The following is an 8,899-nucleotide window of genomic DNA, read 5'->3' as shown; positions in this document are numbered from 1 at the left end:
AACATAGTCTTAGATATATATATATGTTTCTACTGTTACTACTGTCTCTGACCTGCGGTTTTCCCTGTTTCTACTGGTGCATCTACTGTGTTCCTACTGTGCATCTACTGGTGACTCCGAGTAGTCCCCATATCACGGATTTACATCAGTTGCAGTAGCTGCATTAGCCGCAGTCCGTGCACCGTTTTTTCGCCTCCGGCACAGTAGAAGCACCCCTCTGCATCTACTGCATCGACTGGCATTGACCTGAGCAAACGACTGCATCTAATGGGCGTGGTCACGGCAATGACCACTCGGCCCCCTGGCCGAATCCCGACCTGGTCGACACCACCTTCAGAGATTTTCTCGCGGCGTCGACTTTTCGCGTCGTGTAGTGCTCCTTGTGAGCGGCGTCCAGGACTTCCTTCCTCGTCTTGGGCCCACCGGTCAGGTATCCCCGTAGCCAATCCGTTACATCGGCGGTGGAGCCGTCGCCGCCGCCGGCCCTGTCGGCGAGAACGTCGGATGCCCGCGTCATCGTCGGGTCGAGCCATTCGAGGCGGGAGGTCTGGATAAAAGTCTGGGCGGCGTCGCTGAAGTACTGGTGCGTGTGGATCTTGTACCGGAAGGACTCCAGGCCCTTCGCCGACATGTTGCCCTTCTCCTGCGACAGGATGATCGCGTCACTGTCGTCGGGGTCCTCAACGACGCCCATGGCGGCACGCGAGACGTTGCCGATCTCGCTGGAGCCGAGGATGCCCTCGACGATGTCGACGGACTGTCCCTTGCGCAGGTGGGCGATCCCGAGGATGGCGCAGCGGCACTCCTCGGCCACCTCCCGGCGGAGCCGTTCCAGGACGGGCCGCATCTCGTCTCCGTCGTTCTTCTTGCCCCGGAGGTTGGAGCTGATGGGGTCGAGGATGACCAGGGCGCAGTCGTGCTGGTTGACGAGGGTGCGCAGGGGGACGATGTCCTTGGGCAGGGTGAGCTTGTCGAGCTCGCCGGTGATGTCCCGGACTTCCAGGAATTTCACCCGGTCCATGTCGGCGCCGGCGGCGCGGAGGCGGGGCACGACGACGTTCTTGGGGTTGTCCTCGTTGATGACGACCAGGATGTTGCGGGGGGTGCGGTAGTACTCGCCTTTCATGTCGCCGACGGTGACCCAGGCGCCGAGCTGCATGGCGAGGGTGGATTTGCCGACGCCGCCCCGGCCGGCGAGGAGGGTGATTTCGCCGATGGGGATCCGGTTCTGCCACAGCCACACCAGCCGCTCTTCGATGATTGAGGACGCTGGCACTGCGGTCAGCTTCCGAAGGGTGGCTTCTTCGGCCTCCGCTTCGGCGAGACCCTTCTTCCGGGCGAGGGCTTTCGCCTTCTCCACCTTCGCCTGGGCGTTGATGGCGGCCTGCTCTTCGTTGCGGGCTATCTCTTCCGCAACGCCCTCAGCGCCCGGGTAAGGAAGCCCTGAGTCCTCGGTCCATGCCGGCTGGCTGAAGATGTCCGGCACTCGGCCTCCTTCTGTTCAGTTGTGTCGCAGCACATCGCGCAGGGGCAGCAGAAGAGCTGCCCCTTGTGGTTCTCGTAGACGGTGTCGACGGAGCCGCAGCCGATGCACCTCTTCGGCGACAGCGACGATTCGGCGGTGCCTACGGCCTTCGCCCGGATGCGCGGCAGCTCGGCCACGGGGACCCCGTACATGTCGTGGTACATCTCGCGGACGGCTCCCGTGCAGGGCCAGGTCTGGCCGCAGCTCCCGCAGTGCGCCCAGCAGTGGTGCTCGGGGTGGCATCGGACGGGCTGGTGTTCGCTGAAGTCGTCCCTGTCGGCGACGGTGGCGTCGTCGTCCCCGAGGAAGCAGACGCCGTTGGGGCAGCATGCGCCGCCGGTCTGCTCGTGCATGTGGCAGCCGGCGGCGACGGGCATGCGCCGGGGTGCAGGGCGACACCGGCACTCGAAGCTGATGGTGTCGGTGTCGCCGACGCGGACAGGGCCCCAGGTGGGGCAGTCGGCGGCGGTGTCGTGGTGGCCGGCCATCAGTTCACCGGGAAGAGGACGAGGACCCTGGTGGCCTCGCGGTTGTAGGCCGGGTCGTAGTCGTCTTCGTGGATCGCGTCACCGCACCACGTCTGATGCGCCTCATACCAGGACTCCTCGCCGCCGGCGAGGGGCGAGTAGCCGTTGCCCTCGGCGTCCTTCTGGAGGATCACCTCCATGTCGTCGGGGAAGCCGGCCAGTGCTTCGCGCAGTTCCTTGATCTTCATCGGTTCCTCCGTATCCGCTGTCCGGCGCGGCGCCACCAGGGCCGCCGGTGTGTCCGGACGTGGTCGACGTAGGCCCTCGTGAGGTGGGGCTCGGGCCCGGACAGCGTCCAGTCGCAGGACGTGCAGGCGACGGCCCCCGGGGACAGCAGGGCGGGGACGTCGTCGAACAGTCCGCGGATCTCGTCCGGGGTGAGCGCCGTGCCCTTCCCGTTCTGGCCGTCGATGATCTGCCGCATGCGTTGCCCCTCCTCCTCGGTGAAGGGGCGCCTGTAGTGCGCGAGGCCCTCCTCGTCGCAGACGGCGTCGACGGGCCCGTCGCCGAAGAAGGGGTCCCACCAGGTTCGGTTGGCGAGCCGGGCAACGGTGCAGGTGTTGCAGCCGAAGAAGGGCACGGCGCCATGCTGCTCGCACCGCTTGGCTTCGCTCCCGTGGTCGGGGCAGTCCGGGTCGATCTGCGTGTACCGCTGCTCCGTGTTGTCCTGGCAGGTGCAGTCGACGATGTCGGCGACGAGGCGCCCGTCCTGGAGCCGCCAGTTCTTGGTCTGAGGCGTGGTGCCGCACTCGCACATCGGGGGATTGCAGCCGGGGCCGCAACCGTCTTCGTGGGTGCGCTCGTCTACGCTGTCGTCGCCGGGTGCGTCTGTGCTAGGCCCATGGGCGCCCCCGGTCTCCTCAGGGTCGAGGAGGCCGTCGGCGGGCGGCGGGATGGCGGCGACGGGCTCGGGGACGAGGGTCCGCCCCTCCTTCTCGAAGGCGGCCTTGAGGACGGCGGCGGTGTCCGGTGTCAAGGGGTTGTCGCGGTCCCCGATGGTGACGTTCTCGTCCGCCCCTGTCGCCAGGTTCACGACCCGGTACATGCCGGTGTCGGTGCGGTCGCGGGGGAGGATCCCGTGGTAGGGGCAGGTGGAGACCGGTACCCAATTCGGCTCCGGTTCGCCCGGCTCGTAGGTGTGGAGGTCGACGTAGCAGCGGCAGCCGGCGACGCCGTAGGGGGTGTCAGTCGTCATCGCCGTACTCCTCCCTTGCGACCAGGTATTGCAGGGCTTCTTGTGCTTCGGCGATGAACCGGCGCAGGTCGGCGACGGCGTCGGCGTGGGGGACGCCGTCGCCGTATTTGGGGCCGCTGGTGATGACCCAGTCGTCGCACTGGTGGGGCAGGTGTACCCGCCAGTGGTCGTGGTCGTCACTGTCGGGGCGGACGGTGAAGCCGTAGGGGGTGGTCACAGCCGGATCTCCCGTTCCACTTCGCACGCCGCCCAGTCGACGATGGCGCGGATGTCGTCGTTGGTGACCCGCATGTGCCCCCAGCCGTAACAGGTGGCGCGGAGGCGTTCGGCGAGGGCGTTGCGGTAGGCGTCGACCAGCTCGGGCCCGCCGAGGGCGGCGACGAGGTCGCGGTAGGCGGCGATGACGGCGCTGTTGGCGGCCTGGTGTCGCTGGAGCCGTTGGAGGTCGGTGTCGTGGATGGTCATCCGATGTCCCATCGTGTAAGGCGCCAGATCCAGGTGCGCAGCGGTCCGGCCCGGAACTTGATCCAGCGCCACTGCCAGGGATGGTCGCGTTTCCAGGCTTCGAGATCGGCGCGGGGGTAGGGGGTGTGCATCACAGCCTCCCGTACCGGATCCACTTGTAGGTCAGGCAGGTGAGCGCTCCGACGCAGGGAAGGGCGGCCCCGAACGGGATCCCCAGTGCCCAGTGCTCGCCCTCGTCGGTTTCGACGCCGACGGCGACGGCGATGCCGACACCGGCGGCGTACAGGGCGAGTGTGGCGACGAGGTGGAGGAGGATGAGGGCGAGGCGTCGGAGGGGTGTGGTGGTCATCACAGCTTCCCGTCCGCTGTGATGAATTCCCAGAGGACTGTGCCGACCAGGAGCAGCGCCATGCCACCGCCGAGCGCGATGAGCGGCACGAGGGCCCACGCCCAGCCCCCGAGCGGCGTCAGCGTCATGCACAGGGTGGAGGCGACGACGTAGGCGACAGTGACGGCGACGATGACGGCGACGCGGGCCCAGTTGACGCGGGGTAGGGCGACGGGCCATCCGCCGTATCGGGGGGCGGGGTGGAACTCATGGTCGCAGCCGGGCCAGCCGCAGTACCTTCCCCCATTCGTGAGGTGGATGTGTTCGTCGGGTTCGCGGTAGGTGTCACCGCAGGTGAGGCAGGGGCCGTAGACGGTGGGAAAGTCGCTGGCGATGCTGCCCGTCCATTTGGCGTTGGTGCGGCAGTCGTGGTCGGGGTCGATGCCCTGCTCCCACAGCCGGTGCCAGCGTTCAAGGTCTTCGATGCTGCTCATGGGTTACCCCCGTACGATTCTCCGACGATCTCGTCGAAGACCCCCCGTTCCAGCCTGGTTACGAGGCCGTCGACCCAGGCGGACGCCTCGCACGGTTCGGGGTGATCTTCGTACGCCTGGCCGCAGGAGCATGTCCAGTCGCTGTCGGTCATTCGTTCCCCTAGGGTTCTATGAGAAAGATGGCGCGCTTCATTCCCATGTCGTACTGGCCGCCCGCCCTTTGGCGCTCCATGTCCGTCCGGATCATCTCGGCCAGCTCGTGGGCGTAGGCGTCGATGGCGGCGTCGACTTCGGCGTAGGTGACGGGCATGTCCTGGGCGGCCAGGAGGCGGAGGTCTTCGCGGGCGCTCACTCCCCTGCCTCCCTGGCGTCGTCGGCGGCACCCCTCAGGGCGTTGACGATGTCGTCCTTCGTGGTCGTCGGCAGGTCGTTCCAGTAGATGGACGAGCTTTGGCGGTGTACGCGCCGGACGTAGCGATCCATGTAGGAGGTGGCCGTCAGGTAGGCGGTCACGCCGGGGGTGGGGGTGTCGGTGTGCACGCTCATCCACGCCACTCCGAAGGCTGCGCGGCAGATGGCGCCGGCCTGACAGCAGGGGGCGGTGCGGTTCTTGTCGGCGTCAATGTCCGCCGGGTCGTCCGGTTCGACGCTGAAATAGGCTCCCTGGTGCCATCCGTCGCGGAGGACGATGTTCGCGGCGGCGTCCAGGATCTCGCTGGGCTTCACGTCGTTACCTCCGGGTCGAAGGGGCCGCGCTGACAGCACGGGTCAATGAGGTTGGTGATGTCGTAGCCGTCCCAGTCGCCGTCGGTGTCCTCCATGTAGGCTCGCTGCTTCTCGGCCAGTTCGTGGGCGAAGGCGTCGATGATGGTGTCGCTGTAGCAGGGGTCCTGGTCGCACCGGCACAGGGCGGACTTCAACTGGTCGCGGGCGGTCATCCGAGGAGCCCCGGCTTCTTGAGTGCGGCGGCGAGCTGGATCTTGACGAGCTGGAAGGCCTGGTCGTCGGTGAAGCCGGCCCGGACGAACGCTTCGTGCAGGGCGCGGGTGGCCTCGCACGCCTCGTCGATCTGGGCCGCTTCCATGCGGTCGAACATCACGACACTTCCTCCCATCCGTCGATGCTCTTGTCGCTGCCCGCGAAGGTGCTGTCGCCGCCGGGCCATTCGTCGTGGAACCAGCCGTGGGCGTACGGGGCACCGGTGGCGGGGTGGGTGTCGATGTGGGTGACGGTGAACGTCTTGCTGGGACGCCCCGTGAGCCGATACGTCTTGCCGACCTCGAAGAACGTCGGCTTCGGCTTCTTGGTGTTGACCGTCCACTGCCACAGGTCTCGGACGTCACCAGTAACTGACCCTCGCCCCCAGTTCACCGCCCGGTACACGACGCCGTCGGCGACGACGTAGGTACCGGTGTCGGGTACGGCGACGGTGTCCTTGACGAGGTCGAGGACGCGGGCCCTGACAACGAGGGTGCCGTCATAGATGGAGGCGGGCAGGGCGTTGACGGCGTCGGTGAGGTTAGTCATGGGCTTCTTCTCCTCGACGGGGTCGCATTCGAGCTCCCCGCAGAGTGCGCTTTCGGGGTGTGGCCCGCTGTGGTAGCCGCTGCAAGACTCGTTAGTCTTCATGCGTCGAGTCATGTCGCATCCTCGGTGTTGCTGTACCGGGCGATGTGGCCGCTGATGACGGTGTCCTTGGTCATGAGGCCGTAAGCCTCCAGGATGCTCTCGATCACCAGGAGCAGTAGGTTGTTGCGGGCGACGGCGTCGACTTCGGTGGCGAGGGCACTCTCGGCGACGGTGATTTTTACTTCGTAGGGCATGTGCAGTCGTCCCTTTCGGGTATGAAGTCGACGTAGCCGTCCCCGTCGCCGGCGTACCAGCCGGTGTTGCAGCACTCGTCGAAGCAGTCACAGCCGCGACCGGGGATGGCGCCCGCGTTGCTCGCGTCTCGACAGTGGTATTCGCCGCCGCTGAGACCCCGGCAGTTGCAAATGATCATCACCATTCCTCGGTTACGGTGTGGGGGTGAGAATCGAGCTGCGCCGCGAGTCGTATCAGGTGACCTACGAGGCCCTGGACTGGCTGATCGTCGCCGAGCGCCTGGAGGACTGGGGCTGGTGCACGGCATGGCCGTCGAACCAGGAAGCCGGCCGGCTGTCCGTCGCCACCTGGGCGAGGGCCGTGTACGCAACCGCGATCTCGGACCGGCAGCGGTTCACACTGACCATGCCCCGCGACTGGGCAGGGTGGCTGTGGCGAGTCCTCGCGGACAGCCACGACGACGACGAATTCCCGTGGACACTGGCGCCGTCGCTCGTCGGGCAGATACGGGCGCAGAACAAGCGGACTCAGTCGTCCAGGCACCGCGGATAGGCGGAGCCGACGAAGCAGGAGTCGAAGGCGGCCCGGCTCACGTCCAGCTCGTACACCGAGCCGTCCGGCCGCTGGATCGTGAAGTCGTAGTCGTACCGAGTCGTCGTCCTCTTACCCGTACGGCTAACACGACGGTCCTCGTCCTTCTCGACGATCCGCCCCGGGTCGCCGGCCCGGTCGGTGTCGGTGACGCCGCAACCGACAGCGACGAGGACACCGACGGTGACGGCGGCGAGGGTGCGCTTCATGTGGTGTCATCCTTCGCTTCGACCCAGACCATGATGCCGTCGTGCCCGTCGTCGGAGTCCATCCACTCGCTTTCGATGACCTTGCGCACGACGCCGTCCTTGACGTAGAACTCGCCGGTGTCGGGGACGGCGACGGCATCGCGCGTCATCCCGAACTCGTTCTTGTCGCAGTGGGAGCAGGGGTGGTTCATGACTCCCAGCGCTGTGGGCAGGTCGGTGCGGCGGCCGCAGTGGTGACAGCGGGGACGGGAGGGCTTCATCGCCTGCCCCCCTTCCAGAGGATGAGGGCGAAGCCGATGGCTGCGGTGGCGATGGACGCCGGCCAGTCGGGCATGTCGCCTTTGAGGAGGAGCGCCATGCCGTACATGCCGATGGCGAGCAGGATGCTGCCGAGGGTGTGCCACTCCTCGCTCCAGTTGATCTTCTTCTTGCTCATCGTCGGTGGTCCTTCGCGTGTGCGTCGATGGCGGGGTGGAGGCGGCCGTAGTTTTCGGCGAGGACGTCGTGGCTCCAGCCGCACCGGCAGTGCGCCCGGTACCGCCAATGGACGATGCCCCGGTAGCCCATCACCCAGATCTTCTTCACGACGCGGCCGCCTTTTTCAGGGCGAGGATGACGTCTTCGACGGTGCGCCCCGGGTGGTCGTTCCAGACGCCGATGCCGCCGTAGTAGCTGCCGACGTGGGAGTTGAGGCGGTCGATGGCTTCGCGCCGCTCGTCGGGCCAGTACAAGGCCCCAAAGGCCTGCGAACTGCCCGACCAGGCACGCTCGATGGCACCGACGGCGCACACGGCACCGTGCTTGTCGTCGCCGTCGTCCAGGTCGCCCTGATACCAGCCGTCACGCTCGATGATCTCGATGGCGGTGTGCAGGATCTCTTCAGGTGTCACGGCTGCGTCCTTTCAGTGCTTCGCTCAATGCGACCAATCCGGCCCGCCTCAAGTAGGCGTGGCCGTTGGCGATTTCGAGGACCAGATCCCACGGAGCGTCCCAGCGGTTGTAGTGCCATCCGCACTCGCAGGTGCCGATGTAGCGCCACCTGTCGTTGATCTCGACGCCGACGACGCGGGGCTTGTGCGGCTTCTTCACCGGGGCCCCCTCGGCGGCAGCCGACGAGCCGGTCCGCGTCGCCGGAGCTCTTCCGCCTTGGCCTGCTCGACGAGGGTGTCAAGCAGGATCTCGTCGGCGTTGTCGACGATGCGGTCGAGCACGTCGCGGATCTTCGCCCAGCGGGTCTCGCAGTGGGAGCACGCGGCAGGCTTTCCGTGCTCATCGAGCCACGGTCCCTGATGGGCGAGGACCAACTGCCGTACCTCGGCGTAGAGTTCGTTCTTCATGCCCGTGTCCCGTCCATGCAGGCGTAGCAGCGGGGCTTGTCCTCGGCGAGCCGGAGCATCTCGGGGAGGTTGGCGTAGCCGCCCAGGACGATGCCGCACCGGGTGTGCCGGGTGTACCCCTTGTAGTGCGACTGGTGGGCGAAGAAGCTCTCGTTGTCGCTGATCCAGTAGAAGTCCTCGGCTACTTCGTCGGCCATGGGCGCCACTCCCACCGGACCTTGCCGTCGGCACCGACGATCTTCACGCGCTGCTCGGGGGTGCGCTGCGTCGGCTGGCTGTTCTTCTTCTTGCGGCTGCTGCCGCCCTTGCCGGACGAGGCCGGCTGCTTACCCTTCGGTGGGACCATCGTCGTCGTCCTTACACAGGTTGCACTTGTTGCAGACGCAGCAGCACCAGCCGTCGTC

Annotated in this window: 25 protein-coding genes; 1 reads left to right on the top strand and 24 read right to left on the bottom strand. The window is 66.7% G+C overall.

The window, feature by feature from the left end:
• Positions 1-277: 277 nt before the first annotated feature.
• The 15 genes from ACFY7C_RS19460 to ACFY7C_RS19390 form a co-directional block, all read right to left on the bottom strand.
• The gene (locus tag ACFY7C_RS19460) at positions 278-1,276 is read right to left on the bottom strand and encodes an AAA family ATPase (protein WP_389651710.1); all 999 of its coding nucleotides are present in this window, start codon (positions 1,274-1,276) and stop codon (positions 278-280) included.
• Positions 1,277-1,401: 125 nt separating this feature from the next.
• On the bottom strand, positions 1,402-2,013 hold the full coding sequence (locus tag ACFY7C_RS19455) for a hypothetical protein (RefSeq protein ID WP_389651708.1): 612 nt from the start codon (positions 2,011-2,013) through the stop codon (positions 1,402-1,404).
• Complete coding sequence (locus ACFY7C_RS19450) at positions 2,013-2,240, bottom strand: hypothetical protein (RefSeq protein WP_389651705.1); 228 nt, start codon at positions 2,238-2,240, stop codon at positions 2,013-2,015. Before ACFY7C_RS19450 ends, ACFY7C_RS19455 begins: the two co-directional genes overlap by 1 nt.
• Entirely contained in the window at positions 2,237-3,247 is a 1,011-nt protein-coding gene (locus ACFY7C_RS19445) for a hypothetical protein (protein WP_389651702.1), read from the bottom strand. The genes ACFY7C_RS19450 and ACFY7C_RS19445 overlap by 4 nt, the downstream gene beginning before the upstream one ends.
• Positions 3,237-3,464 carry a hypothetical protein gene (locus ACFY7C_RS19440; RefSeq protein WP_389651699.1) on the bottom strand — a complete coding sequence of 76 codons (228 nt, stop codon included), beginning with the start codon at positions 3,462-3,464 and terminating at the stop codon, positions 3,237-3,239. The genes ACFY7C_RS19445 and ACFY7C_RS19440 overlap by 11 nt, the downstream gene beginning before the upstream one ends.
• Entirely contained in the window at positions 3,461-3,712 is a 252-nt protein-coding gene (locus ACFY7C_RS19435) for a hypothetical protein (protein WP_389651696.1), read from the bottom strand. The genes ACFY7C_RS19440 and ACFY7C_RS19435 overlap by 4 nt, the downstream gene beginning before the upstream one ends.
• A complete protein-coding gene (locus ACFY7C_RS19430; RefSeq protein ID WP_389651693.1) occupies positions 3,709-3,843 on the bottom strand; it encodes a hypothetical protein in 135 nt (44 codons plus the stop codon). Before ACFY7C_RS19430 ends, ACFY7C_RS19435 begins: the two co-directional genes overlap by 4 nt.
• A complete protein-coding gene (locus tag ACFY7C_RS19425; RefSeq protein ID WP_389651690.1) occupies positions 3,843-4,061 on the bottom strand; it encodes a hypothetical protein in 219 nt (72 codons plus the stop codon). The genes ACFY7C_RS19430 and ACFY7C_RS19425 overlap by 1 nt, the downstream gene beginning before the upstream one ends.
• Positions 4,061-4,534 (bottom strand): hypothetical protein, encoded by a 474-nt coding sequence (locus tag ACFY7C_RS19420; RefSeq protein WP_389651687.1) that lies wholly within the window; start codon positions 4,532-4,534, stop codon positions 4,061-4,063. Before ACFY7C_RS19420 ends, ACFY7C_RS19425 begins: the two co-directional genes overlap by 1 nt.
• 160 nt (positions 4,535-4,694) lie before the next feature.
• Positions 4,695-4,886 carry a hypothetical protein gene (locus ACFY7C_RS19415; RefSeq protein WP_389651684.1) on the bottom strand — a complete coding sequence of 64 codons (192 nt, stop codon included), beginning with the start codon at positions 4,884-4,886 and terminating at the stop codon, positions 4,695-4,697.
• The gene (locus ACFY7C_RS19410) at positions 4,883-5,260 is read right to left on the bottom strand and encodes a hypothetical protein (protein ID WP_389651682.1); all 378 of its coding nucleotides are present in this window, start codon (positions 5,258-5,260) and stop codon (positions 4,883-4,885) included. Before ACFY7C_RS19410 ends, ACFY7C_RS19415 begins: the two co-directional genes overlap by 4 nt.
• Positions 5,257-5,472, bottom strand: a complete 216-nt coding sequence (locus ACFY7C_RS19405; RefSeq protein WP_389651679.1) for a hypothetical protein — start codon at positions 5,470-5,472, stop codon at positions 5,257-5,259. Before ACFY7C_RS19405 ends, ACFY7C_RS19410 begins: the two co-directional genes overlap by 4 nt.
• Complete coding sequence (locus ACFY7C_RS19400; protein WP_389651676.1) at positions 5,469-5,630, bottom strand: hypothetical protein; 162 nt, start codon at positions 5,628-5,630, stop codon at positions 5,469-5,471. Before ACFY7C_RS19400 ends, ACFY7C_RS19405 begins: the two co-directional genes overlap by 4 nt.
• Positions 5,630-6,061: a hypothetical protein gene (locus tag ACFY7C_RS19395; RefSeq protein WP_389651675.1), complete on the bottom strand. Its 432-nt coding sequence runs from the start codon at positions 6,059-6,061 to the stop codon at positions 5,630-5,632. The genes ACFY7C_RS19400 and ACFY7C_RS19395 overlap by 1 nt, the downstream gene beginning before the upstream one ends.
• Before the next feature lie 110 nt (positions 6,062-6,171).
• Positions 6,172-6,357, bottom strand: coding sequence for a hypothetical protein (locus ACFY7C_RS19390; RefSeq protein WP_389651672.1), 186 nt, complete (start codon positions 6,355-6,357; stop codon positions 6,172-6,174).
• A gap of 205 nt (positions 6,358-6,562) precedes the next feature.
• Here ACFY7C_RS19390 and ACFY7C_RS19385 point away from each other — a divergent pair, with 205 nt between their 5' ends.
• Entirely contained in the window at positions 6,563-6,910 is a 348-nt protein-coding gene (locus ACFY7C_RS19385; RefSeq protein ID WP_389651669.1) for a hypothetical protein, read from the top strand.
• Here ACFY7C_RS19385 and ACFY7C_RS19380 read toward each other — a convergent pair.
• From ACFY7C_RS19380 to ACFY7C_RS19340, 9 genes are read right to left on the bottom strand one after another with little or no spacing between them, the layout of a single operon-like run.
• Entirely contained in the window at positions 6,886-7,158 is a 273-nt protein-coding gene (locus ACFY7C_RS19380; protein ID WP_389651667.1) for a hypothetical protein, read from the bottom strand. The two genes, ACFY7C_RS19385 and ACFY7C_RS19380, sit on opposite strands and share 25 nt — an antisense overlap.
• The gene (locus ACFY7C_RS19375) at positions 7,155-7,418 is read right to left on the bottom strand and encodes a hypothetical protein (protein ID WP_389651664.1); all 264 of its coding nucleotides are present in this window, start codon (positions 7,416-7,418) and stop codon (positions 7,155-7,157) included. Before ACFY7C_RS19375 ends, ACFY7C_RS19380 begins: the two co-directional genes overlap by 4 nt.
• Positions 7,415-7,594 carry a hypothetical protein gene (locus ACFY7C_RS19370; protein ID WP_389651661.1) on the bottom strand — a complete coding sequence of 60 codons (180 nt, stop codon included), beginning with the start codon at positions 7,592-7,594 and terminating at the stop codon, positions 7,415-7,417. The genes ACFY7C_RS19375 and ACFY7C_RS19370 overlap by 4 nt, the downstream gene beginning before the upstream one ends.
• Positions 7,591-7,743 (bottom strand): hypothetical protein, encoded by a 153-nt coding sequence (locus ACFY7C_RS19365; RefSeq protein WP_389651658.1) that lies wholly within the window; start codon positions 7,741-7,743, stop codon positions 7,591-7,593. The genes ACFY7C_RS19370 and ACFY7C_RS19365 overlap by 4 nt, the downstream gene beginning before the upstream one ends.
• Positions 7,740-8,048, bottom strand: coding sequence for a hypothetical protein (locus ACFY7C_RS19360; RefSeq protein WP_389651656.1), 309 nt, complete (start codon positions 8,046-8,048; stop codon positions 7,740-7,742). The genes ACFY7C_RS19365 and ACFY7C_RS19360 overlap by 4 nt, the downstream gene beginning before the upstream one ends.
• The gene (locus ACFY7C_RS19355; RefSeq protein ID WP_389651654.1) at positions 8,038-8,247 is read right to left on the bottom strand and encodes a hypothetical protein; all 210 of its coding nucleotides are present in this window, start codon (positions 8,245-8,247) and stop codon (positions 8,038-8,040) included. The genes ACFY7C_RS19360 and ACFY7C_RS19355 overlap by 11 nt, the downstream gene beginning before the upstream one ends.
• Positions 8,244-8,495 carry a hypothetical protein gene (locus ACFY7C_RS19350; RefSeq protein ID WP_389651651.1) on the bottom strand — a complete coding sequence of 84 codons (252 nt, stop codon included), beginning with the start codon at positions 8,493-8,495 and terminating at the stop codon, positions 8,244-8,246. The genes ACFY7C_RS19355 and ACFY7C_RS19350 overlap by 4 nt, the downstream gene beginning before the upstream one ends.
• Complete coding sequence (locus tag ACFY7C_RS19345) at positions 8,492-8,692, bottom strand: hypothetical protein (RefSeq protein ID WP_389651648.1); 201 nt, start codon at positions 8,690-8,692, stop codon at positions 8,492-8,494. The genes ACFY7C_RS19350 and ACFY7C_RS19345 overlap by 4 nt, the downstream gene beginning before the upstream one ends.
• Entirely contained in the window at positions 8,677-8,841 is a 165-nt protein-coding gene (locus tag ACFY7C_RS19340; protein WP_389651645.1) for a hypothetical protein, read from the bottom strand. Before ACFY7C_RS19340 ends, ACFY7C_RS19345 begins: the two co-directional genes overlap by 16 nt.
• Positions 8,842-8,899: the final 58 nt, after the last annotated feature.

The organism is Streptomyces sp. NPDC012769, from assembly GCF_042901205.1.
In the GTDB taxonomy this organism is placed as follows: domain Bacteria; phylum Actinomycetota; class Actinomycetes; order Streptomycetales; family Streptomycetaceae; genus Streptomyces.
This window is presented reverse-complemented; position numbering and strand designations above follow the sequence as displayed.

Coding starts and splice junctions, on each gene's coding strand:
- ACFY7C_RS19455 (WP_389651708.1), bottom strand. CDS start 2,013: ATGGCCGGCCACCACGACACCGCCGCCGACTGCCCCACCTGGGGCCCT.
- ACFY7C_RS19450 (WP_389651705.1), bottom strand. CDS start 2,240: ATGAAGATCAAGGAACTGCGCGAAGCACTGGCCGGCTTCCCCGACGAC.
- ACFY7C_RS19445 (WP_389651702.1), bottom strand. CDS start 3,247: ATGACGACTGACACCCCCTACGGCGTCGCCGGCTGCCGCTGCTACGTC.
- ACFY7C_RS19435 (WP_389651696.1), bottom strand. CDS start 3,712: ATGACCATCCACGACACCGACCTCCAACGGCTCCAGCGACACCAGGCC.
- ACFY7C_RS19430 (WP_389651693.1), bottom strand. CDS start 3,843: ATGCACACCCCCTACCCCCGCGCCGATCTCGAAGCCTGGAAACGCGAC.
- ACFY7C_RS19425 (WP_389651690.1), bottom strand. CDS start 4,061: ATGACCACCACACCCCTCCGACGCCTCGCCCTCATCCTCCTCCACCTC.
- ACFY7C_RS19420 (WP_389651687.1), bottom strand. CDS start 4,534: ATGAGCAGCATCGAAGACCTTGAACGCTGGCACCGGCTGTGGGAGCAG.
- ACFY7C_RS19405 (WP_389651679.1), bottom strand. CDS start 5,472: ATGACCGCCCGCGACCAGTTGAAGTCCGCCCTGTGCCGGTGCGACCAG.
- ACFY7C_RS19400 (WP_389651676.1), bottom strand. CDS start 5,630: ATGTTCGACCGCATGGAAGCGGCCCAGATCGACGAGGCGTGCGAGGCC.
- ACFY7C_RS19395 (WP_389651675.1), bottom strand. CDS start 6,061: ATGACTAACCTCACCGACGCCGTCAACGCCCTGCCCGCCTCCATCTAT.
- ACFY7C_RS19390 (WP_389651672.1), bottom strand. CDS start 6,357: ATGCCCTACGAAGTAAAAATCACCGTCGCCGAGAGTGCCCTCGCCACC.
- ACFY7C_RS19380 (WP_389651667.1), bottom strand. CDS start 7,158: ATGAAGCGCACCCTCGCCGCCGTCACCGTCGGTGTCCTCGTCGCTGTC.
- ACFY7C_RS19375 (WP_389651664.1), bottom strand. CDS start 7,418: ATGAAGCCCTCCCGTCCCCGCTGTCACCACTGCGGCCGCCGCACCGAC.
- ACFY7C_RS19370 (WP_389651661.1), bottom strand. CDS start 7,594: ATGAGCAAGAAGAAGATCAACTGGAGCGAGGAGTGGCACACCCTCGGC.
- ACFY7C_RS19350 (WP_389651651.1), bottom strand. CDS start 8,495: ATGAAGAACGAACTCTACGCCGAGGTACGGCAGTTGGTCCTCGCCCAT.
- ACFY7C_RS19345 (WP_389651648.1), bottom strand. CDS start 8,692: ATGGCCGACGAAGTAGCCGAGGACTTCTACTGGATCAGCGACAACGAG.
- ACFY7C_RS19340 (WP_389651645.1), bottom strand. CDS start 8,841: ATGGTCCCACCGAAGGGTAAGCAGCCGGCCTCGTCCGGCAAGGGCGGC.